We start from the raw sequence: 25,608 nt of genomic DNA on the forward strand, positions 1-25,608 counted from the left end.
CGAGCGAGGCGATGATCATGAGGAAATATCAGCCAACAGAACGAGAACAATTGGTACTTGACGAGGTCGAGAACCCTAGGTACGACCGTCAGATCGTCAATGGTCTCGAACCCTTCATGAGTGGGTCCGCGCCTGAGGAATTCCGCAACTTCTATAGCAAGGAAGAACTCAACGACTTAGGCAAATTACGCGGAACCGAACGCGATGTTGAAGCAAGGATGCCCGTCAAGCTGACCCGCCACTATTTCGAAATGGCTACGTCAAGTTCAGCGATACAAAAACTGGTAAAGGCTTCACCAGACGAAACGACCGATCTCGAAGGCGACCCGGACCCGGCGAACCAGCTTGACTACAGCCCAATCGAAGGACTGCTACACAAGTATGAAATGGCGCTGCTCTACGTTATTTCTACTTGCTCAGCTCATTGCAGATTCTGTTATCGCGAGGAACTGATTGGGCGCAAAGAGATTGAACGCTCCGACGGCACAGTCAAGAAGAAGGGCCTTGCGCAAGTCGGCGAGATCACCGAGTACATCCGGTCGCACAATGACGCCGTTGCGGCAAACGGGGGAACTCATCCCGAGACCGGCAGGCCGAAGCTGCGTGAGGTTCTCTTGTCTGGCGGCGACCCTATGGTGCTGCCGAACTCCAAGCTGGCAGCATGGTTCACGGCCTTGGCGGAGGCGGGCGCCGAAGCCGTCCGCGTGGGCACCAAGGAGCTGGCCTTCTACCCGGACCGCTTCGACGAAGCCTTCTTTGCGATGATCGATCGCTTTCACGAGATCTATCCGGATGTTTCGCTGCGGTTCATGATCCACTTCAACCATCCAGACGAATTCCTGCTGAAAGATTCCGACGGTCAGTACATTGCCGATGACAAGGGATTCCTTCAGTGGCGTCAGAACACCCGGCAAGCGGTCGACTCGCTGGTTGAACGCGGCTGGATCAGCGTCGAGAACCAGACTCCGATCATCGCAGGCGTGAACGACGACGCCGACGCTTTGCGGATCCTCCAGCGCACGCTCAAGAGCGTCGGTGTCGAGAACCACTACTTCTTCTGCGGAAGGAACATCGTCGCCTACAAGGCGTTCAACGTGCCCATCGAGACCGCATGGCAGCTTCTCAACGACTCGCAACGCGGGCTGTCGGGCGTGGAGTCGCACGCCCGTCTGACCATCGTGCACTACAAGGGCAAGACGGAAGTCTCCGCCGTGACCGATGGGCCGATCGCCGGCCTGCGGGGTGCCGAGGACGGCGTGGTGATCTTCAAGGTCCTGCGCAATCCGGCCCATGCCCCAGACCGGGGCAAAGTCACCATCGTCGGCCGGAACCCCGAAGCACTGTGGTTCGACGAATACGAGGACCGGGTGCTGTTAGATGAAGCGGGCCTGTTCTCTCAGCAGCGCCCCAGCGGCGTGACGGTTCCGCGATCTCGCTCTCGGCACCGTGCGGCGCCGAAGGAGCGGACGCCGGGCTCGTCACGGCCCGCTCCGCTCATGGCCGTGGTCGCGAGCAACGAGCGAAGGCCGCACCCGAAGAGCCCGCCCAGCAGTCCGGCGGCTGAGGTTCAAGACGCCCAGGCCTAAGGGGCCTCTGCTGGCCCTAGGGGTGTGTCGTAGGCACCTGCTGCGGCGCGGTGACGGATACGCCAGATATCGGTCACGACCTTGAGCGACTGGGCGACCAGCCGGACGGTGGTGTCCGCTGAATGGTCGACGGCGACGGGAACCTCGACCGATGTCAGGTCGAGGTGCTCGACAAGGTAGAGCACCTCCACGTCGAAGGTGAAGCCGTCGATGACGGCACGGCTGAAGATCTCCTGCGCAGCCTCAGCGGTGAAACCCTTGAAGCCACACTGCGTGTCGCGGTAGCGGCGGAGCAGCACGAGGCGGGTGAATACGTTGAACATCCGGCTCGCGATCGCGCGAGCGGGCGCCGCAGGGCTGATGGTGCGCGCTTGCGCATGGCGCCGGTTCCCGAGCGCTACATCCGCCCCGCGGTCGAGTGCATCGACGAGCTCGGTGAGCTGGCCGGGCGGATAGGCCAGGTCCACGTCGGTGAACAGACGCAAGCGGCCGCTCGCCGCGAGCATTCCCGTGCGCACCGCGGCTCCCTTGCCGAGATTGGCTTCCGACGACAGCACGACATCAGCACCGGCTCTCCGGGCGGCCTCGGCGGTGCCATCGGTCGAACCGTCGTCGACGACCACGATCTCGAGTCGGTCGTCCGGAGCCTCATTTCGACCCAGGGCGGCACTGATCTGCGACACTGCGGCGCCGACGAGGTGCTCCGCCTGGAAGGCCGGCAGCACCACTGAGACCGCGGGGAGGGGGTCTTCGAGGCCGGCGGCATCACCGACGCCGGGCGCTGCCGCGACGCTGGGCTCCGCCACGCTGACGGCTGCCGCCGACTCCTGCGCCGGGAGCAGCGATGCTCGGGGGCCGAGCAATCGGGGCCTCCGACGCTGTTCAAACCGAACCGGGGGCCGCACCGCGACCAGCGCGAGCGCGACCGCGCCGAGCAGCGTTGCCAGCCAGGCGAGGTACTCGACCGCCGTGGCGCCATAGGTGAGCTTGACGTGTTCGTCGGTGGGAACCACCACCATCCAGTTGGGAGTCACCCGGTAGGGTCCGTCGGCGCCGCTCACCGACCAGTTCGGGAAGTACGACACCTTCACCAGCACCGGCACCTCGGTCCGGTCCACCGAGAACGACAGCCAGTCCCGTCCCGACTCGAAGTCGCCGATCTGCACCGGTGGCAGTGCTCGCAGCGGTGCTGCGCTGAAGCGAGTCAGTGAAGCGGGCGGCGCTGCGTGAGGATTCGGGGCCGACAGCAGCGACACCCGTGACCAGTCTTGCGGCCCCTCTGCCGCAATCGGCACATCCCATGCTGCGGGGTCGTTCCACCAGATCGCGGCCGGATCGGTCCAGGCCCGTCCGGCTTGTGACACTTCGGGTGCCACCGCGGGTTCGAAGTGCAGCGGTGACACCACGTCGCTGCCTGCAACCAGGTAGATCGACCAAGGCCCCGCCGAGGCGATGATCTGCAAGTCAGCCGAATCGTCCGCCGCCGCAGTGGCCTCGGGGCTGAAGGCGGCGTAGTAGCGAACGCCGGACATCTGCAGGTGAGGAACGCCGAGGGCGAAGTTCAAGGAGTTGTAGGGAAGGCCGCGCATCGGACGCGACGGCGCTGCCGACAGCTCCGACTGCATGAGGAAATGGAACGGCACCGTCGGCGACGATTCGAAGTAGAGGCCCTCCAAGGAGGAGATGCAGCCGTCGGTCCAGTGCGGCAGCAGCATCGGGGCCATCGGGGTGCCGTACGCGCCCACGATGTCTCGGTCGTATTCCCACAGCAGGCGCCCGCAGCCGTAGCCGGGCGTGTCGCCGATGTCGCTCATCGCGGTGACGAAAGAGTGGTACTCGGGATAGTCCGGGCGTTGCTCATAGCCGCGGAAGTTCCAGCGCGCCCAGCCTCCGACGAAATTGCGATCATCAGGCGAAACGGTGAACGGACCCCAGCGATACGCGCCGTCGGCATCGAGCCTGGTGCCGGGCGCATCGCCGAGCTGCACTGCCAACAAGCCTGCCGCCGCCACCAGGGCAGCAACCGGAACCAGCGTGCGCACCCAGCGCGCCGCCGCAGCGAGCCCGATTCCGCTCGTGTCAGGGCGACTCGAATCACGGCGGGTCAGCGCATCGATGACGAGCCACAGGCCCATCGCCGCCAGCACGTACACCGCCAGGTACCAGAAGGGCAGGATGCGCGCGTTCCACAGCCGGTGCTGCGGCCAGTGGATAAAACCCATGGCCATCGTGAGGGCGATGGCCGACCACGTCAGCGCTGGGCGATACCAGCGCGCAAGGCCGACCACGGCGCCGACACCTGCCAGTACGAGCAGCCAGGTGATGCTGTGGTGCGCCCCGTCGCCGCTGATCTCGTCGGTGAAGAACAGGTGCTCGCGCACGGAGGCGAGCCGTTCCCAGCCCATGTCGTTGAGGTATGCCCGCCGGACGACGAACGGCACGGTCCAGAACGCCGACAGCGCCCCGCCGATGATGCCGATGACGAGCGCATGAGCAGACCGGCGCCATTGCGTGGCCAGCAGGGCCGCGACCGCGGCGACGGGCACAGCGAGCCGGGCCGACGGCGCCTCAGAGACGTTCCACACAGCCGCCCACAGCACGATCGCGGCGACCGCCGCGCCCATCGCCGGCAGCCGGCCGATGCGTTCAGGCAGCGCATGCAGGCCGCGCACGGCCACCATCAAGATGCTGGCCGTGACGGCGAACATCAGCGGGATGGGATGGCACAGGGCCACGAACGCCAGCAGCAAGCTCGCGCGCGCGCGCCCTGTCCCCCGCTCCAGCGAGCGCCAGAACATGCCCAGATACACGAGCGTCGCCGACAGCGCGATCGAGAACGCGAATTCGCCTGCCAGCGTCGATGCTGCATTCCCGCCGTAGATGGTGAAGTTCACGTCGAAGACGAACAGCAGCAGCGCAGCAGGCAGCAGCGAGCGCAGCAGGCGTGGCCAGCCCGCCAGTCGGCCCATCAGCCACGCCGCTGCGGGCATCGTGGCGACCCCGCTGATCGCCACCAGCTTGAACGCCACGTTGTAGGAGGGGAGCACCGCGTCGGCGACGACCACCAGCAGGTACGGCACCACCATGTAGAAGTGCCCCGCCGGCATGCCCGCGTACCAGTCGGTCGACCAGCCGCGCAGCGAGCCCGACGGCAGCAGCTCGTCGCGCAGGAACGCCGGACCCCAGACGTGGGCGCCCATATCCCCGCCGGTGGGCGTGGCCGTGGAAACCAGCCCGCCGGGATCGAGCCACGCCACCACGGCTACGCAGCTCGCCACGACGACCGCAGCTTCAAGCCACGCCCGCAGCATCGACCGCGCGCGAGTGAGGCGCACGGTCACCGTCGGCACGCGCGCAGGCTAACGATCACGACACGCGCCCTACGGCGAGCGGCCCAGGCCCACTGCCGCGGTTCGCCACTGTCAGTCTGCCGCGGGCTCGGGTGCGGTCTGCTGTTGGCGTTCGGGGGCTTCGCTGGCGTGCCGGCGGCACAGCGCGGCTACTGGTCGACTGGGCGCCGCCATAGCATGAGCACATGGCATCTGAGGTGCCCTCGGGCCAGCGGCACTCCCGCGCGCGAAAACCGCGCGCCACCGCGCCTCCCGACGCGCCAGCCGAAGACAGCCCGAGCGACCAGGTGCCGCAGCCAAGCTCGTCGGGGGAAACGGGGCCCCGCCGACGAAGCGAACGCTGGCCCCGCTGGTCAATCTGGTTGCTCGCCATGGTGCTGCTGTCGGTGATGTTCCTGCCGGGCCTGCTGCGGAATGACGATCGCGACCCCGTCGACTACAGCGGCCTGATCGCTCAGGTGTCGGAGGGACGTGTCGACAGCGTCACGATCACCAACGGCACCGGAGAAATCGGCGGCGAGTACATCGACGGCTCGAAGTTCTCCTCAGAGGGTCCCGTCGAGCTGCCCGAAGACGATCTCCGTCTGTTGCGCGAGCGCGGGGTTTCCATCGAGTTCCACACCGACCGGCCCAACCTGCTGGTCAGCCTGCTGCCCTTCCTGCTGCCCTTCGGCCTGATCTTCCTGCTCTTTTGGTGGATGCAGCGACGTGCTCAAGGGCAGATGTCGGGGATCATGTCGATCGGCCGAAGCAAGGCCAAGACCTATACCACCGAGCGCCCCTCGACGAAGTTCGACGACATTGCCGGGTACGACGGCGTCAAGCAGGAGATCACCGAGGTCGTCGACTTCCTCAAGACTCCGGAGCGCTTCACGGCGATCGGCGCCAAGGTCCCCAAGGGCGTGCTGCTGGTCGGTCCTCCCGGCACCGGCAAGACGCTCATTGCCCGGGCGGTGGCAGGAGAGGCCGGGGTGCCCTTCTTGTCGGTGACCGGCTCAGACTTCATGGAGATGTTCGTGGGCGTCGGCGCCAGCCGCGTGCGCGACCTGTTCCAGAGCGCCCGCAAGATGGGCCGAGCGATCATCTTCATCGACGAGATCGACTCGATCGGCCGAAAGCGGGGCGCAGGCCTCGGCGGCGGGCATGACGAGCGCGAGCAGACGCTCAATCAGATGCTGGCCGAGATGGACGGATTCGAGGAGAGCGGCGGCATCGTGATGATGGCTGCGACCAACCGGCCAGACATCTTGGATCCCGCGTTGCTGCGCCCGGGCCGGTTCGACCGCCAGGTCGTTGTGCCGCTGCCCGAGTACTCAGAGCGGCTGGCGATCTTGGCTGTGCATTCCAAGGACAAGAAGACCGACGATGACGTGGCGTTCGATGCGCTGGCGAAGGGCACTCCCGGCATGAGCGGTGCCGACCTGGCCAATCTGGTCAACGAGGCGGCACTGCACGCCGTGCGGCGCGACTCGGAGTCGATCGCCCTGGCGGACTTCGAGGCGGCGCGTGACAGGGTGCTGATGGGCCAGCGACGCGAGTCGGTGGCGCTCTCCGAACGGGAGCGGGAAGTCACCGCCTATCACGAAGGCGGCCATGCACTGATCGCCACGCTGTTCCCGCATGCCGATCCCGTTCACAAAGTGACAATCCTGCCGACCGGCCAGGCGCTGGGCGTCACCATGCAGCTGCCTGAGGAACGCCACGCCTACAGCCAGGAATACATCGAAGACCGGTTGGCCGTGCTGTTCGGCGGCCGCATGGCCGAGGAGACGGTGTTCGGCGTGACCTCGACCGGCGCCGCAAATGACCTGGTGCAGGGCACAGAGCTGGCCCGCAAGATGGTCTCAGAGTGGGGCATGAGCGACCGTGTGGGGCCCATGGCGTGGGGATCACACGCACAGGTGTTCCTCGGCGAGGACCTCATGTCGGGGCGTGACTACTCCGACGAGACCGCCCGGGTCATCGACGAGGAAGTCGAACGGATCCTGCGTACGCAGCAGGATCGTGCGCGCCGAGCACTCGTCGATCACCGCCCTGCGCTGGATCGGATCGCGGCTGCCCTGCTCGAACACGAGACCGTCACGGGCGCCCAGATCGGGGCGCTCGTGGCCGAGCCGACGCCCGATGGGTCAGACGGGGCCAGCAACGGGAAGCTCGAGACCCCAGCCAAATCGGACGCAAGCGATCCGGTCGCTACCGACGACGACGCTGCGCCCGACGTCCCGCTCATCGAGCGAACGGCTCCCCCGCCTCACGTAGCCGACTAACCCTGTGAGGGCTCGGGGCCCCGCACCACCTGTGCGAGTGCCGCCGCCAGTGCGGACAGATCCACGCTGCCGACCCAGCCGTCGATGACCTGACCCCCGACATCGACCACCGCTGTCGTGGGGACGGTGTCAATGCCGTGGCGACGATGCAGCTCTCGATCATTGCCGTATGGCACCTCGGCGACCGGCAGGCCCGCACCCGCGGGGCCGCGCACCACGGCGAGCGCTGCGGAACACGTGCGGCAGGTCTCTTCGGTGAAGACCACCAACGCCGGGCCGACCGCTATGCCCACCGCACCGAGGTCGACGGCCGCAGGCAGTTCGGACCGTGGCACCGCTGCGCCATGCGCGCCGCGGCGACGCTGGAGCAGCCAGGCGACTGCGATCGCGGCGACGATCAGCAGCGCAGCGATGATGAGACGCTCCATCAGCCCCTCACCACACCAGAGGGTGAGCCGCGCTCAGCCCCTCGCTCCCGCTCCGTGCCTGCCACAGCAGCACTGCGAACGGCGTGTCGGAGACGAGCAGACGGGTCGTGCCGCTCGCCAGCCAGTGCGTGACCACGCCCGATGCTGGCACGTCGATGAGGGCGACGGTCTCGCGGCCCAGCGTTCCGACCACCACGCGGCGATCGCTGTTCGTCGAAACCGACGGATCACCGTCCTGCGAGCCATCCCCGTCGGCTGCCGCGAATGGATCGGTCATGATCGTCAGGAATGCCTCGCCTCCCGATTCGGGAGCGATGACCACGAGCCACCGGTCGCTGGTGCGAACGATGCCGGGCACGAACGCCAGACCCGACTGTGCTCGGTGCACCGGGGGCACAATCTCGACTGGCGATTCGTCATCGCCTTCGTCGGATGCAGCATCGCCCACCGGCGCGTCGGCACCCTCAGTACCGCCCGTTTGCGCAACCACCGTGGTGGACTGGCCGCCGGAATCCGGAACTGCGGCGTCCCCAGCAGCGGAGACGCTGGCGGACGCGGCACCGATGTCGGTCAGCGGGCTGGCAGCGCTGCCGACCAGTGTCTCGGCCCACACGACGATGGGAACGCCATTCTGTGATTCGACGGCGATTCCGAAGGGGGCACCGGCCGGCGCGAGCAGTGTCGCGAGTCCGGGTGCAAGTTCGCCTGGGGGTTCGACCTTCAGCTCCATGACATCGTGCGATGCAACGGCAAACGCCACACGGTCGCTGCGAGCGTCGTGGGACGCGACCGACGCAGCGACTTCCGCAACGCCGTCAGAGGGATTGAAGACCCGCAACCACAGATGTGTCCGGTTATCGATGCCGGCCACGGGCACGAGCCACCGGTCGCCGGCGGCCACAGAGGCCAACTCCGCTGCCAGGCCCCGCCGCCCGACGCTCCCGTCGTAGGCCACGAACGAATCCACCGCGATGCGGCCGGTACGGGCCCTGACAGATGCGGCCACGACGTCTCGACGACGGGCATGCTCGCCGACATCGACGGCAACCGTGCTCCACGCCGGCACCACCACGCCGGTCAACGCGGGCGCTACGAACGGTCCGAACTCCGCTTCCGACGCAAACGTGACGTCGACGATCGCATCGCGCGGCAGCGGATTCATGATTGCCAACACCCCCAACGCATCGGCCTGGGTGTCGCCGACGGGGACGAACCAGTTCGGGGCCAGAATGCTCGAACAGCGAGCCTCGTCGACGCCAAGCGGGGAGATCAGTCGCCGCGTCACGGCCAGCCCGCCCGAGGTGGCTTCCACCAGGGCCCCGATGACCTCGTCACGCACGTAATCCGAAGTGGTGACCACCCCGGTGCTGTGAGGTGCCACGTCTGCGGTCACAAACTGCCGACCTGTCGTGCGACCACGGAATTCGACCGACACCGATGCCGCCTCGGCGGTCATGTTCGTCAGCAGTACCTCTGAGGTGACCTCTCCAAAGCCCTGCACGGGTGCCCGCATGCCGACGACGGGGCAGAACCAGCTCGACGTCAACGCATCGGGGGGCGGGACCACAACCTGCGTCAGCGCTTCGGGGTCTTCGACGGCGGCTGACAGCGGCGTTCGGTCGTCGCGCGCGTCGATCACCAGCGCCGCCGCGATTGCCAGCGGGATCAGCAGCCGAGGAAGCCAGCGCAGGACGCTCACGGCCGCTTAGACCCCCGCACGAGGGCAGAGAAGCGGTCTGCGAGCGGGGTGGGCTGGCCGATCGCCACCCAGATCAGCGCCAGCCAGATCAGCACCTGGGCGGTGATCCGGGAGGCCGCGGCGCTCGATCGCTCGAAGTGCAATTCGGCCTGGCCGCCCTGGGGTGGGTCGAAGCGCATCGCCCAGCCCAGAGCCGGGGTCGGCTCAGTCCGCTCACCAGAAGTTTCGAGGCGCCAGCCGGGGTCGTAGGTCTCGGCTACCAACACCGGGCCGATGCCCACCGGTCCGAGCTGACTTGTGGCGGACCGGTAATCGGTGAACACACCGATGCCGTCGGTCAAGTCGCTGACCACGAGGTCCACCGGGTCGGTGGCGAAGTCCGTCGGGATCGGCCTTTCGAACTGTGACCGCGAGGACCACCAGGCCTCATTGCGAAACACCTGGACCGACGGGTCTGCTGCCAGCGGGCGCAGATCGATCTGGGAAGCGAGCGCCTCGGACACCGCAGGCGGCACCGGCCGGTCCCAGCCGTCGGTATAGGAGGGTCCCGAGCGTTCCACCACCACGACATACCTGATGCCGAATGATCCCAGCAGCCGTCCCAGTCGCAGCGTGTCACCCGCCAGCCCGACCCGAACGGCGTCTGCCAAGCGTTCGCTGCCGGGGGTCTGCGGCGTCGCAAACGCATGCCGGACATCGGGATAGCCCCGCACTGACGTCGCAGCAGCGAGTCCGGAGACGCCGAGATCGGTACCACGCAGCGGCAAGACCTCCGGAGCGCCGAGCCACAGGACCCGGTAGTCAGGTCCGACACCGCGGTCGTCGACGAGTCCCAGAGGCACTCGGTGGTCGAAACTCGGTGCCGACCAGTTGCCGTCGATCGATGCCCACGCGGTCGGGAGCACCATGGCGCCTACAGCAATGCCGCTGAGCAAGACCATCGCGCTGCGCGTCCGGGGTGGTACGTCGCCGCCGGCGGCTGCGAGAGCTGCGGGGCCCGTCGCCGCTGTCCGGCACAGGCCGACGGCGCCGAACGCCAGCGATACCTCCCCAAGCGAGTGTCCCAGCCCCACACCGTCCGCCAGGGTGTCCGCCCAACCGGCCACGATGACCCATCCAAAGGCGAAACCGACCAGCGCCACCGCCCAGCCGTGGACCGACGACCACAACCGCCCGCCGCGCGCAACCAGCAGAGGTATCGCCGCGGCAGCCATCAGACCCCAACTGAGCGGCAAATCGCCGAGTGGGCCCGTCTGGAAACGCAGCAGCTCGGCCAGCGACGACGGTGTCGACGGCGTGCGGCTGCCGAGTGAGACATCGAGGTATGCCCGCAACGATTCGAACTCAATCAGCCAGGGAAGGTGCGCAATCGCGGCGAGCGCCACCGCGACCGCGACCTGCAGCGAGCCGGCGACCGGCGCACCGAGCCGCTCGCGGCGTACCACGCGCCGCAGCAACTCGACGAGTGCGAGCGCCAGCCCCGCAGCCAACGCCAGCACCAGCATGAACGGCTCGAACGCTGCCGCCACGGCGAGAAGCAAGGCGAGCGAAGCCACCCTGGCGACGGTGGCGCGCCGGCTTCCGTCGCGTGATTGCGGAGCTTGCGAAGCGCCGACCAGCCGGCTCGCGAGCAGCACGATCGCTGGCGCGGTTCCGTAGGCCAACAACACGTCCCAGCGGCCGCTGGCCAACGCGTTGTACGGCAAGGGGCATGCGGCGTACAGCACCAGAGCGACCAATCGGCCATTGCGGTTCGGTCCGTCTCGGGGCGACCCAGTGTCACAGAGCTTCCACATGCCAATCAGGCCCGTGAGCACCAGACCCCAGATGGCAATGTTCCTCAACAGACCGACTGCGCCCAGGAGGACGGTTCCACCGAGGCTCAGCAAGCCCATCGCCGGATGACCGATCCCGGCTGCACCGACCCCGCTGTCGCGCCAGCCATCCAGGTACGCCCCGGCCATCGTGCCGACGTCGGCAAATGCCGTGAACTGGCCGTATGCGGGAATCCCGCCGGTCAGCAGGTGACGAGAACCGAACGTGATCAGGCCGATCACTCCCAGCCAGACCACCCACACCGTTCGATGCGCGTTGCGTCGCCAGGTGCCCAGGATGCTCTCGTCGATCGTGGTCCGTGCGGCCAGCCCTCCTTCGGGACTCAAGCGGTAGCGGAACCAGTCGGCGACCCGTACCGAGCCGCCCTGTTGCAGTCGCCGCAGATCCACGTCTCGCACCCGCCGGTACCGCTTGGCGGCGCCTCGCAGCGCGAAGGTGCCCCCGATGTGCCGCGCGTTCCACAGCCACGCCAGCGCCACGTCGGAGGCCTGAGCGAACCGTCCACGCAGCGCCCCGAACAACACCTCGCCTGCCGCGAGCACGACTGCGAGCGCCACCGCTGGCAGCAGGTGCACCCAGCCGTAGCACTTCGAGATGGTGCGCAGCCGGGCCCGGTGCTCGTGCTGACGTGCCGAGGGCCCATGGTGTGGGGCGGTCGGACCGGTCCGCAGAGTCCCGGTCGCGGACGGCACGATCCGGACCCGTGCGCCCGAGAGCTGGATTCGCCAGCACAGATCGACCACGGCGCCGTCGCCTTCGAGCGCGGGATCGAATCCGCCGACGATGCGGAAGATGTCTTCGCGCACGAGCATCGCCTCGGTGGGCGCCACAAACAGGTCACGGGCCTCGTTGTGCTGTTCCTGATCCAGCTCGTCGGGGCCGACCACGGGAATCCGGACCCCGAGGCGGTCCGCTGTGCCACCGAGATCGCGCAGCGTCAAGCCGTCCTCGGCGTCGAGCAGCTTGGGGCCGGCGACGCCGACGATCCGTCCCGGGACGGTCTCGGCATCTTCGATGAGCAGGCTGACGGCGTCGGGCGCGAGCGCGACGCGACCGGAGAGGAACAGGAGGTAGTCCGCTCCGCGGACCAGCGATGCCCCCCGATTGTTGGCCGCGCCCATTCGCCCGTGCTGGGCTCGGTGGCCGCGACCTGCCCGAGACGACACCGCATCGGCGACTGCGGCGGTGGGATACAGCTCTCGGACCCGCTCGCCCTGAACACCGTCCGCGTCGCACAGCACCAGAACGGCGAGCCGTGGATAGTCCTGAGCGGCCAATGCCCCCAAGGTGAACTCGGTGTCGGACCACTGCGCGCCCGCCGTGACGATCGCGGCGACCGCCGGCTGGGGTGCGGGGGCCGCCGGCTCGGTCGCAGCCGATGGTGGAGTCTCCTGAGAGCTCGGCGAGCTCATGGGCCGGTCACATCTCGCACGGTGCTCTACCGCACCGATTCAGCGGCTACGACTCCTGGACCGGCGCGACTCGTGGGGTAGTCCGGAGCGTCGCCGTAGTTGAAGCTGGTGCCGTCGCTCCACACGAGCCAGTAACCCTCACCGGTGCCAGCGGACACCAGCGACACCGAGTTCAGGCGGTTCGGCTCGTTGCCGCGAGACCCGAGCCCCCTCGCCGAGCCGAAGGCTGCAACCTCCGAGGCCGAACTCAAGAGCCAGTAGCCCTCACCGTCAGGTGCAGCGGCCATGGCGACCGCGACCATCTCCGCATCGCCCAGATCGGATGCGCCTCCCAGCGCCTCCACGTTGCCGCTCGCGCTGAGCAGCCAATAGCCGTCGCCTGCAGGGGTCGCCTCGATGTCAACGATGGCAACGGCTCCGCTGGCGTCGGCGGCGTCGCCGTGATGGGCGGCATCGCCGAAGTGCAGCACCTCTCCGCCCGAAGTCGCCAGCCAGTATCCGGCGTCTGTCCGGTGCCGAGTCATGGCGACGACATCGCCCGCGAAATCCGTCCCCGATGCGTCGCCATGGTGCCGCGCATCGCCGTGTGCATGCACCGATCCCGACTCGGTGACAAGCCAATACCCCTTGCCGGTCGACGTTGTCGCGATGTCGACAAAGTCCGCGTCAAGCTCGAGTTCCGACGCATCGCCGTGGTGGCGGGCCAGTCCATAGGCCCGCACAGAACCGTCGGCCTTGAGCACCCACAGCGGCGCCTCGGCAATCGACGGCGCCGGCTCACGCGGCGCCTGGCCGCCGTCGAATTGCGGGAAGCGATACCAGTCCGACAGCACGAGCGCCGGGAATGCCTTGCGGAACGGATCGCGCGCCCAGCGATCGAATGAGAAAGTGTGCTCGCCGCTTGTGCCCACTACCCGCAGACCTCGCACCCGGCCGCCCCACTCCCCGTATCCATTGCGCTCGACCACATCGACGCTGATCAGTTGACCGAGTTCCTTGCCTGCCGATCGAAACAGCGGCGCGAAGGCGCGCTCAACATCGACGCGTCGCAGCGAAATCGTCCACGCGTGGCCCCCGTTGCCGCGCTCCGCGTACACCGCGTCGCCGAGATCTTCGACCGCAGGAAACGTCGAGGCCGGGGGTCCCGCAGTCCAGCCGCCGCTGGCGCTGCTGAACTCCGTGAAGGCATAGTCACCGGCAGTGTTGACCAATGCCTCGCCGGCGGTGTTGCGGATCGCTTCGTTCGAGTACGCCAGCTTCGCCCCGAAGTCGTTGGCCTGCAGCACGCTGCCGCGGCCGTCGGCCGCGCCGTTGTAGAGCTGGCAGTTGGGCCAATCGCAGATGTCAGTGAAACGGCCACGCCCGACCTGGTAGTCGGACCAGTAGAGCGCGTAGGTGCGCGCAGCGATCGCTTGGGCTTCGAGCGCCGCGAGGCCCGTGCCCGCAGGCCCTTGCGCTGCTCCCCACTCCGGGCGGGACTCCTGGGGCACCACGCCGCGCAGGTACTGCTCGAGCGGCAGCCGGTTGAACGAGTACGCCCGACCGGACTGCTTGACAATGCCCAGGACGCCCCGGTACGCGATGCGCATGTTCTCGCTGCCGCCGCGCCCCGAAGAGCAGTAGATCATCGTGAGCATCTGCACGAGATCGTCCGCCGCAGGATCGTCGTTGGCCGGCAGCACCTCGACGTAGCGGTCGCCGTTGCGTCCGACGCTGCCGGCGATGCCTGCGGCCATCTCCACATCGCCTTCGGGCTCACAGCCAGTGGTGCGGTGGACAGCAAAGGCGTTGTCTCGGACGCTGACACGGGCAGTCTCGCCGGCCGCGAACGACTGCGACGCCACGCTGAACGGCGCACCCGACGTCACCACCATGTCCTTGCGCGCATTGCGCGCAAGATGAACGGTGATCTCGCTGTTGCTCGCATCAACGAGTCGGGTGTTGCCGTAGTAGTGGAGTGCGATCTGCTCGCCGTTGCAGCCGTACTCGGTGGCGTAGCCGAACGCCCCCCATTGGCTCAAGCCGTTGCCGTGGCCGAAGCCGCGCCCCTCCACCACGATCAGGCCGGGTGCGACAGCATCGCCGGGAGCGGCATCCGACGGCGGAATCTGGACATTCTGCCCGGCGCTCGTGCCGCCTGCGGGCGCGTCGACGATCAGGCATGTGGCCGACGTCTGCGTTGCAGAGGGCCCCAGCGCGGCGAGCGCCGCCCGCGCCGATGCCTCTGAGACTGCCGCCTGGCCGCCCAGGACCGTCACCTTCACTGCATCGCGATGCGGTGTCGGTCCGGCGAGGAAGCGGTGCGTGCTCGTGGCACCGTCGCCGGCCGCCAGCAGCAATGGCGCCTCGCGATGGCCCAGCAACGGTCCGGCCACGAGCGCATCAGGAAAATTCCAAGCGTCCGCTAGGCCGAACTGGTCGGTGTCGAAGCAGCCCGGTGTCAGCGCCTCGGCAACCTCGACGGCTGTCTCGAACCGGTCGGCGCCCCCCAGTCGCACAATCCTCAGGCCCAAGTCGTAGCGCAGCGTGTCCTCGACCTGCTGAGAGACAGCAGCCGTGCCGCCGGCGATGATCACCTGGGCAATGCCGAACTCGATCAGCACCTCGCGCACCTCATCGGAGAGCGCTTCGGGCTCGGTCAGCAGCACTGGATGAGGACCTGCATAGGCCAGCGGTGACAGCGCCAAAGCGTCGGCGAACGTAGACGAGGTGGCCAGCAGCGCCGTGCGCCTGCCGTCGCCGCAGTAGTCGCCGACGCGCTCGCGGCCCATGGCTCGAGCGGCTGCTGCAACCGTCGCGAGACTGTTCGCCCCGGCGTGGCGCTGCGGGACGACACCGGTGAGGGCGGCCAACTCGGTCTCGGTGGCGAACGACACCGCCTCGGATCCGCCGATGATGACCACCTTGGACAGGCTGAGGCCGCCGATGAACTTGCGGGCGGGCGCGGCCAGCTCTTCGGGAGTTGTCAACAGGATCGGAGCGTGGAGCACCCGCGCCAGCGGTGTGGCGGCCAGCGCATCCGAAAACCCCAGTCCGCTCACGACGATCACCGTGTCGACGGCGCCGGCCTCGCTCACATAGGCCCGTGCAATCGCCGCTGCGGTGGCGTAGCGGTCGGGCCCCCACAGGCGTTCAGCAGATGCACTCGTGGCAGCAGCGGTCGGCACGGGGACGATCACTGCGAGCATGGCGCTGATCAGCAGCGCTGCTGAGGAGCAGGCGCCGAGACGCCGCCTGCCCTTGTGCCGACGCGCGCAACGACTCAGAAAAACGCGAACGGCCACCTATGGCAAGGTACCGGCCACTGCGCCCCAGGCAAGGGCACCTACCCACGCCGGGTCGGGTCGCACGCCGTCGGGGCGACGTACCCTACGGCGGTGCCGTGCGTCGGCGCGGCATGGCAGGCGAGATTCACGGCTGCTGCGACGATGGCCGCGCCGAGCCGACACGCGCATCACCGACAACGACACCAGACCACGGAGCCGCTCCCGTGCCTACGGCGCTCATCACTGGCATCACCGGTCAGGACGGCCAGTATCTCGCTGAAGCGCTGCACGCCAAGGGCTACCGGGTAGTGGGCGTCGTCACCGGGCAGCGCAATCCTCACGCGGAGACGCTGGCCAGCGGCCTGCCCTTCGTAGAACTGGTGGGAGGCGACTTGGCCGATCTGCCGTCGCTCATCGCCGCGCTGGAGTACTCCCAGCCCGACGAGGTGTACAACCTCGGCGCGATCAGCTACGTGGCGCTCTCGTTCAAGCAGGCCGAGCTGACCGCCAACGTCAACGGCCTGGGCGTGCTGCGCCTGCTCGAGGCGATCCGCCTCGTCGGCGGGCCGGACAATCCGATCCGCTTCTATCAGGCCTCGTCGAGCGAGATGTTCGGCAAGGTGCGAGAGACACCGCAGAACGAGCTGACGCCGCTGCATCCGCGCAGCCCCTACGGCTCGGCGAAGGTGTTCGGTCATCACACCACGGTGAATTACCGCGAGAGCTATGGGCTCTATGCATGCAGCGGCATCTTGTTCAACCACGAATCACCCCGCCGCGGCCTCGAGTTCGTGACTCGAAAGGTCACGAACGCGGCTGCGCGCATCGCCCTTGGCCTCCAAGACGAGGTCGCCCTAGGCAACCTCGATGCCAAGCGCGACTGGGGATTCGCGGGCGACTACGTGCAAGCGATGCATCTGATGCTCCAGCAGGACGAACCCGACGACTACGTCATTGCCACCGGCGAGGCGCGCTCTGTCCGGGAATTCGTACAACTCGCCTTCTGCGCCGCCGGCATCGACAACTGGGAACGGCATGTGCGCATCGACCCCCGGTTCTTCCGGCCCGCAGAAGTAGACCTGCTGGTCGGCGACGCCACGAAGGCGCGCCGGGTGCTCGGCTGGGCACCCGAGATGCCATTCGAGAACCTGGTGGCCGCGATGGTTGCCCACGATCTCGAAGTCGAACGGCGCAAGCTGCGATGACCGAATCGCGCGGAATGCAGTCGCGACACCCGATGACATCCGGCGAGAGCGCGACGATCGCCGTGCTCGCCGGCGGGGTGGGGGCGGCGCGGTTCTTGCGCGGGCTGCTGCGCGTCCGCAAAGCGACCGACGTCACGGCGATTGTCAACGTCGGCGACGACTTCACGCTGCATGGTCTGAATATCAGCCCCGACCTCGACACCGTCACCTACACGCTCGCCGACCAGATCAATCCCGAGACCGGCTGGGGGCGGGCTGGCGAAACGTGGCGAGTGCTCACCGAATTGGGGCGCCTGGGAGGGCAGGACTGGTTCAAGCTCGGCGATTTGGACCTTGCGCTGCACCTCTTCCGCACACAGCGCCGCAGCGAGGGCGCATCTCTGTCACAGGTGACCGCTGAGATCGCTGCCAGCTTCGGCCTCGAGCTGACACTGCTGCCGGTCAGCGACGACGCCATCGCAACCCGAATCACCCCCGCCGAGCCCGACGGGGCCGCCGAGATCGACTTTCAGGAGTACTTCGTCGCCCACCAGCACGGCATCGCTGTGAGCTCGATTCGATTCGCCGGCATCGACACCGCTAAGCCAGCGCCAAGTGTGCTCGATGCTTTGAAAGACGCAGAGACCGTCGTCGTGGCGCCGTCGAACCCCTTCGTCTCGATCAGCCCGGTCGTCGGCGTGCCACAGGTGCGCGAGATGCTCGCCAGCCGTCGTGAGCACGTCGTCGCCGTATCGCCCATCGTGAGCGGCGCATCGATCAAGGGACCAGCGGGCGCGATGATGAGTGAACTGGGCCACGAACCCAGCGTCGTCGGGGTCGCACGGCTCTACGCCGGCTTCGCCAGCACCCTGGTGATCGACCACGCTGATGCCGTACTCGCTGGCGAAGTGGCGCAAGCCGGGATGACGCCGGTCGTCACCGACACCATCATGGCCGACCCCAAACGTGCAGCCTCGCTGGCCCGGACGACGCTGGAGGCCGCAAGCGCGAGAGGAATCACGTGACCATCGAATTGCACCCCGTCGAAGGCATCGGCGAGATCACACTCGGCGCCGATCTCGGAGCGGTCATTGCAAGTGCCTGCGAGACGACACCCGCCGGTCTGGCTGATGGCGACGTGCTCGTCGTGACCCAGAAGATCGTCTCCAAAGCCGAGGGAGCAATGGAACAGATCGATCCCGACGACCCGCTGTCGCACAAGCCCCTCGTCGAGCGCGAGTCGGTTCGCATCCTGCGACGGCGTGGCGACCTCATCATCAGCGAGACCAAGCACGGATTCATCTGCGCCAACGCAGGAATCGACCTGTCCAACGTCGAGCGGGGCTACGCCGCATTGCTGCCCGACGACAGCGACCGTTCCGCCAACAAGATCCGTGACCGCATCCAGGCATTGTCGGGCTGCACCGTCGGGGTGATCATCTCCGACACATTCGGGCGTCCGTGGCGGCGCGGCGTCACCGACGTGGCCATCGGATGCGCGGGCATCGCTGCGGTCGTCGATCTCAAAGGCACCAACGATGCACTGGGCCGCGAGCTCATGGTCACCGAAGTGTGCGTCGCCGACGAGATCGCCTCCGCTGCCGATCTGGTGTGCGGCAAGGCTCGGGGTGTGCCGGTCGCGATCGTTCGGGGAGTCGACCCGAGCTGGCTGAGGCGCGCTTCGGTGCGTTCGGAGATCATCCGCGAGCCTGCCGAAGACCTGTTCCGGTAGGTAGGCGCGCCCGCTGCGGAGGCGGCATGACCCTCTGCTCCGGCGATTCAGCAAGCGAGAGATCCATACCCGCCCGCATTTCTTGATACGCCTCGTCGGTACGTCACCAACTTACGGGTCGGCACCGGTCGCAACGTCGCAGAGTCTCCTGCCGCCTCCGCAGCTATGACATCTGCTCGTGTCCGTTATCGCTCGTGGCCAAGGAGCGGTTGGCGCTGGGCGCGCAGTACCGCACTCGGAGCGACCTGTTCGCCCTTGCCGACCACTGAGAATTGACTGAGCAGGGCTCCAGCACCCACGACGACGTCAGGGCCGAGCACCGAATCGACCACGACAGCTCCGGCGTCGAGGTAGCAGCCCTCTCTCAGGACCGAGCGCTGCACAACCGCATCGGGTCCGATCTGGCACCCAGATCCCATGACCGACGTCTGGATGCGCGAAGTTGGATGGATGCCCGCTGACGCCGCTGTCGTGCCGTTCGGCACCCGGGCATGAGGGCGCCGGCCCTCAACGATGTCGAGATTTGCAGCCAGGTACTGCTGCGGCGTACCTGTATCGAGCCAGTACGTGTCCGAAACCAGTGCCGCCAGCGCTCCGTCCGCGACGATCTGGGGGAAGATCTCCCGCTCGATGGAGACGGACCGGTCAGGCGCGATGCGATCGAGCACCGCTGGGTCGAGCACGTAGCTGCCAGCGCTGATCGTGGGTCGTTCGGAATGCGGCTGCGCGGCGGGCAGCGAGCCCTGGTCCGGTTTTTCGGAGAACGACAGCACCCGCCCTGACGTATCGGTCACCACGAGGCCGTACGGCGTCGCATCGGCGACTGGCTGCAGCGCGATGGTGGCTTCGGCTCCCGAACTGCGGTGAAAGCTCGCGAGGGCACCCAGGTCCAGGTCGGTCAGGACGTCGCCGTTGAGCACGAAGAACGGTCCCGTTATGCCACTCGCCTCGGCGGCGAATCGCACGGCGCCCGCCGTGCCGAGCGGCTCAGGCTCGACTGCCACCTCATATTCGAGCTGGCCGATACGCCCGTGGGGGTAGGCGGTGGTGAACGCCTCAGCGCGGTAGCCCAGCGAGAGCACCACCTCGGAGACGTCATGCCGGTACAGGTGCTCGCAGACCCACTCGATCATCGGACGCCCGCACACAGGCAGCATCTGCTTGGGGGTGTCGTTGGTCAGCGGACGCAGTCTGGTGCCGAAGCCACCCAACAGCAGGATCGCCTTCATCGCGAGATCCGCGGTGCGGTCCTCAGGATGTTGTGCCCGACTGCTCGCTGCCGATCGAGTTCTCCTCGACAGTGGGCTCGGGAGGTTCGGCCGGCTCGGACGTTTCGGCGGGCTCGGACGTTTCGGGAAGATCACCCTCGGCTGGCTCGTTCTCGCCCCCGTCGGGAATCGGTCCCTCTTCGTTCGAGTCGTCGATCAACGGTTGATCTTCGGGCGGCAGATTGAGATAGGAGCGCAGGAAGTCGTCGTCGGGTCGTGGAATGTCGGCGTTGTCGACGCTCGGGTGGACGTAGGCGAACACGAAGATCTGGCCGTCGCCCAGGAAGCGCACGTCGCGCAGTTCATCGGTGAACGCCAGCGCCTTTTCGGCCTGCAGGGTCTCCCAGCGCATGATGCGCAGCTCCGCGCCCGGCTCGGCAACACCGGCGTCGTCGCTCTCGGGATCCGGTGAAACACAGCCGTCGTCGGACTCGTCGAGAATGGTCCCGTCGGGCAGCTCAAGCGTCGAGTCGGTCAACTCGACCTCAATCTCACGCATGAACGCGCCCAGAGTGGCGAACTGGCCCGTCACGCCGGTGTGGAACGGATGAATGTGGATGAGCCCGTCACCGTGTGTATGGATGCCCGATTGGTCATCGACGTCGTTGGCGTACACGTCGAGGATGAAGTCGTCGCAGTCGTAGATCGCGTAGAGCGAGTGCCAGTGATCTCCCAAGCGCGGCGGGCCCGCGGGAGCATTCGCAGAGCGTTCGTTGCGGGCCACCAAAATCAGCACGACGCCGAGTGCGACGACGAGGAGCATCGCCGCTGGAAACAGGATGTCGCGCCGGGGGCGAAAGCTCCTACCGCTTCCGCCGGCGCTCGCTGCTTTGGCAACCTTCTTGGCAGCGGCTGATCTCGCCATACGGGGCGACAAGCTACCGGCGCTTGGCGACGATGAGTGAGTGCGCCGCGCGGGTGCCCCCGCTGCGGGGCGGCAGGACCCTCTGCTCCCGCGATCCGGCAAGCGAGAGATTCGTACTCGCCCGCATTTCTTGTTACGCCTCGTCGGTGCGTCGCAAACATACGGGCCGGCACCGGTCGCAACGTCGCAGAGTTCCCTGCCGCCCCGCAGCTATGACGCGGGTGCTCTTTCGTTCTGGCGCTTAGCGGCGGCCGAGACCTTCGTAGACAAAGCCTGCTGCGCGTAGCCGGGTCGGGTCCAGCAGGTTGCGTGCATCCACGATGCGAGCTGCATCCATCACCGAAGCCGCCCGCTCCCAATCGAGGTCGGCGAACTCGGGCCACTCGGTGAGCACGACGGCCACGTCGGCACCCGCGAGGGCGTCGTAGGGCGAGTCGCTCACGGTGAGGGTCGGCGGCAGCTGCGCGGCGATGTCGGGACGATTGTCGAGATCGGCGAGCGCCGGGTCGTACGCCACGAGGCGCGCTCCCCGACCACTGAGCCGTTCGGCAACCCGCAGCGCCGGGGAACCGCGCAGGTCATCGGTCCCGGCCTTGAACGTCAGGCCGAGCACGGCCACGGTGACTCCGTCGAGGTCAGAAGAGCGCTGCGCCACCTCATCAGCACCCGGATCGGACCGACCGCTTGGTCCGTCGGTGACCATGCGGGCGACCTTGGCGGCCACACGCTCGAGCTGCTGCTCGTTGACCGTGATGACGCCTTCGAGCAGGTCGAATACGTAACCCGCGTCATGGGCGACCGACACCAATGCACGAGTGTCCTTCGGCAGACACGATCCGCCCCAACCGGGACCGGGCTGGAGGTATGCCGAGCCGATGCGGTGATCGGTGCCTACCCCTGCGAGGACGGTGTCGACGTCGGCGCCAACGGCTTCGCAGACCGCTGCGAGCGCATTCACGAATGAGACCTTGGCGGCCAGGAATGCGTTTGCCGCGTACTTGACGGTTTCGGCCGATGTCGGATCACTGAGGATCACCGGCGCCTCCACGTCGGCATACAGCGCCGCCACCCGGCGTGCCACTGAGGTGTCGTCGGCCCCGATGACGATGCGGTCAGGTGCCAGGAAGTCGTGGACTGCCGACCCCTCTCGCAGAAACTCGGGATTCGACGCCAGCGCCACATCGGTTCGCCCCAGCGCCGCAGCAATCTTGGGAGCGGTGCCCACCGGCACCGTCGACTTGGTCACCACGACGGAGCCGGGCTGCAGGCGGGATGCCACCGAATCGAGCGCTGCCAGCAAGTAGCTGAGCTCGGTCTCGCCGTCAGCTCGCAGCGGTGTCGGCACGCAGATGAACGCGAAGTCGCACGTGGCCGCGACGGTCTCGGCCGAGATCACGAAGCGGAGGCGCCGCTCGGCGATGCCTTCAGCAACGAGTCGATCAAGTTCGGCCTCGCGAATCGGCACGACACCCGCCGACAGCGACGCCACCTTGGCCCGGTCGATGTCGGCGCAGATGACGTCGTGACCGAGGTGGGCAAAGCACGCGGCGGTCGTGAGGCCGACGTATCCGGCGCCGACAACGAGGATGCGGTGCTGGGACGATGTATCGCTCATGGCACCAATTGATCGGCCGGCGGCACATCGACCCGCCGGTAACCCGAATCCACGCGAGGCAACTCGTCGCCGACGTGGAGGATCACCGTGGTTGCCTCGAGCTCGGCATGGCCGGCGAAGTCTGGCACAGGCAGCAGGCGACTGGCCAGCAGGCCGGCCGCGAGCCGTCCCTGCGGCGCCAAGTACACCACCGTACCCTGCGGAGGGTCTGATATGCCCTCGGGCAGTTCCCCTGCTGCGGCGGCCTTGAATCCGAGCTCGTTCAGCTCCGCAGCCAACAGATGCCGCCCCGTGCCGGTGACCTGCACTTTCACGCGCGACTCGACGATGTCGTCCCAGCCGATGCCCCCGAACACGTCCAGCACACGCTGGTTGTGCTCGGAACGCTGCGGGTCGAGCCCGAGCGACCATCTCACAGGTTCGTGGACATCCACCAGCCTCAGCTCGTACTCCTCGATGTCGGCATCGAAGTCGATCCCCGCAAATTTGTCTGCGAGGCTCCGACCGTCGCTCACGATGCTGAGCGTGTTTGACGTGGACAGATGGTCAGCCGCGATATCCAGCATCGAGAGCAGGTTGATCGGGTTGGCCAGCAGACCGGGCGCAGCCTGCTCGGCGGCGATGCGCATGAAGTCGCGTTGGCGGTCGTTGCGGGCGAGATCATTCCAGACACCGTGCCGTTGCCAGGTCCCGTCGGCCGCTTGCTCTTCGAGATGGCGACTGCGGACGTACGCGAGCGCCTGGCGGCCATCGAGGAGATGGGTGCCCGCACTGGTGAAGAACCCGCTTCGGCTGTCGGTCGGGTCCGTCGCGTTTTCTCTCGGCTGGTCGCGCAACGCTCGGCTGAAGGTCATCTGGACACCGCCGACTGCATCGACCAACCGCAAGAACGCCTGGAAGTCCACTTCGATGAAGTGCTGCAGGGTGATGCCGAGATTCTCCTCGACCGTGTCGATCAGGCGAGCAGCGCGCGCTGCGGTGGTTTCGTCACGGTTGTACGCGCTGTTGATCTTGGCGACGACGCCGGTTCCGGCAATATCGCTCGTGCCCGCGATCTCCGCCGCCAGGTCGCGCGGGATCGACATCATCGCCGCCGTGCCGTCGCCTCGCAGGCGGATCACCATGATCACGTCTGCCAGCCGGCTGATATCCGAGTGGCCGTTGCGCAGCGGATCGTCGGGCGCGAGCCCCAAGGTGCTGTCGGTGCCGACGAGCAGGTAGTTCTCCCCAGTGGGGCCGCGCGGCAGAACCGGCTCGCCGGCGGAGAGGTCGACGCCGCCAGCTGACTCCGCTTGTGAATCCGGGTCGACAACCGAGGTGACGCCGTCGCCGGGCGTGCCCTCGCTGCTGCGGTCAGCGCCCGCATCTGTCTCGCTGTCAGGATTCGCAGCGATCGAGGTTGGCTGGTCGATCACCACGTCGGCCGCAGTCACGGGCTGGCGGGGGGCAGAGGTCAGCACGTCGGCCAACTCGTGCCGCTCGATCCGTCCGAGCTGCAGCAGCACAAATGCAGATGCACCAGTCGCGACTGCCCCGATGAGGGTCAGCACTGCCAGCGCGACAAGGACGAGGCGAGTGCGCCGACTGCGGTGGCTCACTCAGCTGCCTCGGAGAGGGCCTCGCTCAGGGACGGATACACGAACAGGCTCTCGGCGATGTCCTGGACCCGCAGGTTTGCGCTGACGGCGAGAGCCACCACCGAGATCAGCTCGGCTGCGTGGCGGCCCACGATGGAGCCGCCCAGCACCTGACCGGTCAGCGGGTCCGAGACGATCTTGACGAAGCCGCGGGGATTCTCCTCGATCAGCGCCTTGGCATTTGCGCCGAAGGGCACCTTGGTGACGCGGATCTTGCGGCCCGTGGCAAATGCTTCGGCTTCCGCGAGCCCGACGTCGGCGATCTCGGGCTCGGTGAAGATTGCCGATGCCGCCTTGTCGTAGTCGAGATGGCGGTGCGGACGGGACTCGTGCAGACCCACCGCGTGCTCCACGATCTTGCGGCCCTGCATGGCGGCGACCGACGAGAGCGGCAGCTTGCCTGACAGGTCGCCCGCCGCGTAGATGCTGGGCACCGACGAGCACAGGTTGTGATCGACCTCGACGTACCCCTCGTCGTCGACTCGCACGTCGGTGTTCTCCAGCCCCAAGCCGTCGCTGTTGGGGATCGATCCGATCGCAATCAGCGCATGCGACGCCTGCACAGTCCGCCCATCGCTGCAGACGACTTCGACAGCGTCGCCTTCGCGCTCGATGCTCACCGCACGCGCCCCTTTGAGCATGGCCACGCCGAGGTCGCTGAAGGTCTGCTCGAGCACTGCAGCGGCTTCGGGGTCCTTGTGCGGCAGCACCTGCTGACGACTCACGATCAGCGTGACCTGCGAGCCCAGCGAGGTGAACATGTGCACGAACTCCACGCCGGTCACCCCAGAGCCGACGACGACGAGGTGCTCTGGAAGCTCGGCGGGCGGGTACGCGTCGCGGGTGGTGAGAATCCGCTCCCCGTCGACCGTTGCCCATTCGGGGATGCGGGGGCGGCTGCCGGTCGACAGCACGACGACGTCGGCCGACAGCTCGATCGCGCCGTCCGCCGTGTCAGCGCAGACCTCGTTGGGCCCGAGCAGGCGGCCTGAACCCGACAGGATGCGTACGCCCTGGCTGACCAGCATCTGCCGGGCGACGTCTGCGAGGCGGTCCTCTATGTCGCCGATGCGCTGGCGAAGGTGCGGGGTGTCGACCGACGTGGACACATTGGCGAGCCCCAACTCGTCAAGATGGCCAGCGAAGCTGAGCGCCGAGCCGGTTGCGATCATGGTCTTGGACGGCACGCAGTCGCGAAGGTGCGCGGAGCCGCCCACGATGTCGCGCTCGATAAGCGTGACGTCGGCGCCGTAGCGCGCCGCGTAGGTGGCTGCGGAGTGGCCCGCCGGGCCGCCGCCGATCACGACGAAGCGCTTCTGGGCCATGGATCCGCAGCGTACCGGTGCCCCCCGGCCTCACTGTCGTCGCGGCGCCCAGTGCTTTCCGCTCTGATCCTGTGTCCTTGTGCGATTGGGGTCTTTGTGCGATTGGGCCCACGAGCCGCGCGGGCCCGGGGCACAGCC

At 67.4% G+C, this 25,608-nt stretch carries 15 protein-coding genes; 5 read left to right on the forward strand and 10 right to left on the reverse strand.

The window, feature by feature from the left end; genetic code table 11:
* Positions 1-11 precede the first annotated feature (11 nt).
* Positions 12-1,586 (forward strand): KamA family radical SAM protein, encoded by a 1,575-nt coding sequence (locus tag ACOGJB_RS06300; protein WP_419839960.1) that lies wholly within the window; start codon positions 12-14, stop codon positions 1,584-1,586.
* Here the strand turns inward: ACOGJB_RS06300 and ACOGJB_RS06305 are convergent.
* Complete coding sequence (locus ACOGJB_RS06305; protein ID WP_419839961.1) at positions 1,583-4,936, reverse strand: glycosyltransferase; 3,354 nt, start codon at positions 4,934-4,936, stop codon at positions 1,583-1,585. The genes ACOGJB_RS06300 and ACOGJB_RS06305 overlap by 4 nt on opposite strands.
* 185 nt (positions 4,937-5,121) lie before the next feature.
* On the opposite strand from ACOGJB_RS06305, the gene ftsH reads away from it, so the two are divergent.
* Positions 5,122-7,203 (forward strand): ATP-dependent zinc metalloprotease FtsH, encoded by a 2,082-nt coding sequence (gene ftsH / locus ACOGJB_RS06310; RefSeq protein ID WP_419839962.1) that lies wholly within the window; start codon positions 5,122-5,124, stop codon positions 7,201-7,203.
* Here ftsH and ACOGJB_RS06315 read toward each other — a convergent pair.
* The 4 genes from ACOGJB_RS06315 to ACOGJB_RS06330 are packed head-to-tail and all read right to left on the reverse strand — an operon-like array spanning position 7,200 to position 15,862.
* Positions 7,200-7,631, reverse strand: coding sequence for a hypothetical protein (locus ACOGJB_RS06315; RefSeq protein ID WP_419839963.1), 432 nt, complete (start codon positions 7,629-7,631; stop codon positions 7,200-7,202). The two genes, ftsH and ACOGJB_RS06315, sit on opposite strands and share 4 nt — an antisense overlap.
* A gap of 7 nt (positions 7,632-7,638) precedes the next feature.
* The gene (locus ACOGJB_RS06320; RefSeq protein WP_419839964.1) at positions 7,639-9,330 is read right to left on the reverse strand and encodes a hypothetical protein; all 1,692 of its coding nucleotides are present in this window, start codon (positions 9,328-9,330) and stop codon (positions 7,639-7,641) included.
* Complete coding sequence (locus ACOGJB_RS06325) at positions 9,327-12,578, reverse strand: hypothetical protein (RefSeq protein ID WP_419839965.1); 3,252 nt, start codon at positions 12,576-12,578, stop codon at positions 9,327-9,329. The genes ACOGJB_RS06320 and ACOGJB_RS06325 overlap by 4 nt, the downstream gene beginning before the upstream one ends.
* Positions 12,579-12,604: 26 nt before the next feature.
* Positions 12,605-15,862 (reverse strand): cell wall-binding repeat-containing protein, encoded by a 3,258-nt coding sequence (locus ACOGJB_RS06330; protein WP_419839966.1) that lies wholly within the window; start codon positions 15,860-15,862, stop codon positions 12,605-12,607.
* A 206-nt stretch (positions 15,863-16,068) separates the two neighbouring features.
* Here ACOGJB_RS06330 and ACOGJB_RS06335 point away from each other — a divergent pair, with 206 nt between their 5' ends.
* The 3 genes from ACOGJB_RS06335 to cofE are packed head-to-tail and all read left to right on the forward strand — an operon-like array spanning position 16,069 to position 18,760.
* Complete coding sequence (locus ACOGJB_RS06335; RefSeq protein ID WP_419839967.1) at positions 16,069-17,049, forward strand: GDP-mannose 4,6-dehydratase; 981 nt, start codon at positions 16,069-16,071, stop codon at positions 17,047-17,049.
* Between the two features lie 32 nt (positions 17,050-17,081).
* Positions 17,082-18,053, forward strand: a complete 972-nt coding sequence (gene cofD / locus ACOGJB_RS06340; RefSeq protein WP_419839968.1) for a 2-phospho-L-lactate transferase — start codon at positions 17,082-17,084, stop codon at positions 18,051-18,053.
* On the forward strand, positions 18,050-18,760 hold the full coding sequence (cofE, locus tag ACOGJB_RS06345) for a coenzyme F420-0:L-glutamate ligase (protein WP_419839969.1): 711 nt from the start codon (positions 18,050-18,052) through the stop codon (positions 18,758-18,760). Before cofD ends, cofE begins: the two co-directional genes overlap by 4 nt.
* 185 nt (positions 18,761-18,945) lie before the next feature.
* On the opposite strand, the gene ACOGJB_RS06350 is transcribed toward cofE, so the two are convergent.
* The 5 genes from ACOGJB_RS06350 to ACOGJB_RS06370 form a co-directional block, all read right to left on the reverse strand.
* Positions 18,946-19,989, reverse strand: coding sequence for a sugar phosphate nucleotidyltransferase (locus tag ACOGJB_RS06350; RefSeq protein ID WP_419839970.1), 1,044 nt, complete (start codon positions 19,987-19,989; stop codon positions 18,946-18,948).
* A gap of 22 nt (positions 19,990-20,011) precedes the next feature.
* Entirely contained in the window at positions 20,012-20,893 is an 882-nt protein-coding gene (locus ACOGJB_RS06355) for a hypothetical protein (RefSeq protein ID WP_419839971.1), read from the reverse strand.
* 241 nt (positions 20,894-21,134) lie between these two features.
* On the reverse strand, positions 21,135-22,508 hold the full coding sequence (locus ACOGJB_RS06360) for a UDP-glucose dehydrogenase family protein (protein ID WP_419839972.1): 1,374 nt from the start codon (positions 22,506-22,508) through the stop codon (positions 21,135-21,137).
* The gene (locus ACOGJB_RS06365) at positions 22,505-24,106 is read right to left on the reverse strand and encodes an LCP family protein (RefSeq protein ID WP_419839973.1); all 1,602 of its coding nucleotides are present in this window, start codon (positions 24,104-24,106) and stop codon (positions 22,505-22,507) included. Before ACOGJB_RS06365 ends, ACOGJB_RS06360 begins: the two co-directional genes overlap by 4 nt.
* Positions 24,103-25,470 carry an FAD-dependent oxidoreductase gene (locus ACOGJB_RS06370; protein ID WP_419839974.1) on the reverse strand — a complete coding sequence of 456 codons (1,368 nt, stop codon included), beginning with the start codon at positions 25,468-25,470 and terminating at the stop codon, positions 24,103-24,105. Before ACOGJB_RS06370 ends, ACOGJB_RS06365 begins: the two co-directional genes overlap by 4 nt.
* Positions 25,471-25,608 lie beyond the last annotated feature (138 nt).

Source organism: Candidatus Poriferisodalis sp., from assembly GCF_965208895.1.
Classification (GTDB): Bacteria; Actinomycetota; Acidimicrobiia; order Acidimicrobiales; family Poriferisodalaceae; genus Poriferisodalis.

Bases quoted from the DNA above. Each gene is read 5' to 3' on its own strand.
- ACOGJB_RS06360 (WP_419839972.1), bottom strand. From the start codon at position 22,508: ATGAGCGATACATCGTCCCAGCACCGCATCCTCGTTGTCGGCGCCGGA.
- cofD (WP_419839968.1), top strand. From the start codon at position 17,082: ATGACATCCGGCGAGAGCGCGACGATCGCCGTGCTCGCCGGCGGGGTG.
- ACOGJB_RS06325 (WP_419839965.1), bottom strand. From the start codon at position 12,578: ATGAGCTCGCCGAGCTCTCAGGAGACTCCACCATCGGCTGCGACCGAG.
- ACOGJB_RS06300 (WP_419839960.1), top strand. From the start codon at position 12: ATGATCATGAGGAAATATCAGCCAACAGAACGAGAACAATTGGTACTT.
- ACOGJB_RS06315 (WP_419839963.1), bottom strand. From the start codon at position 7,631: ATGGAGCGTCTCATCATCGCTGCGCTGCTGATCGTCGCCGCGATCGCA.
- ACOGJB_RS06350 (WP_419839970.1), bottom strand. From the start codon at position 19,989: ATGAAGGCGATCCTGCTGTTGGGTGGCTTCGGCACCAGACTGCGTCCG.
- ACOGJB_RS06355 (WP_419839971.1), bottom strand. From the start codon at position 20,893: ATGGCGAGATCAGCCGCTGCCAAGAAGGTTGCCAAAGCAGCGAGCGCC.
- ftsH (WP_419839962.1), top strand. From the start codon at position 5,122: ATGGCATCTGAGGTGCCCTCGGGCCAGCGGCACTCCCGCGCGCGAAAA.
- ACOGJB_RS06370 (WP_419839974.1), bottom strand. From the start codon at position 25,470: ATGGCCCAGAAGCGCTTCGTCGTGATCGGCGGCGGCCCGGCGGGCCAC.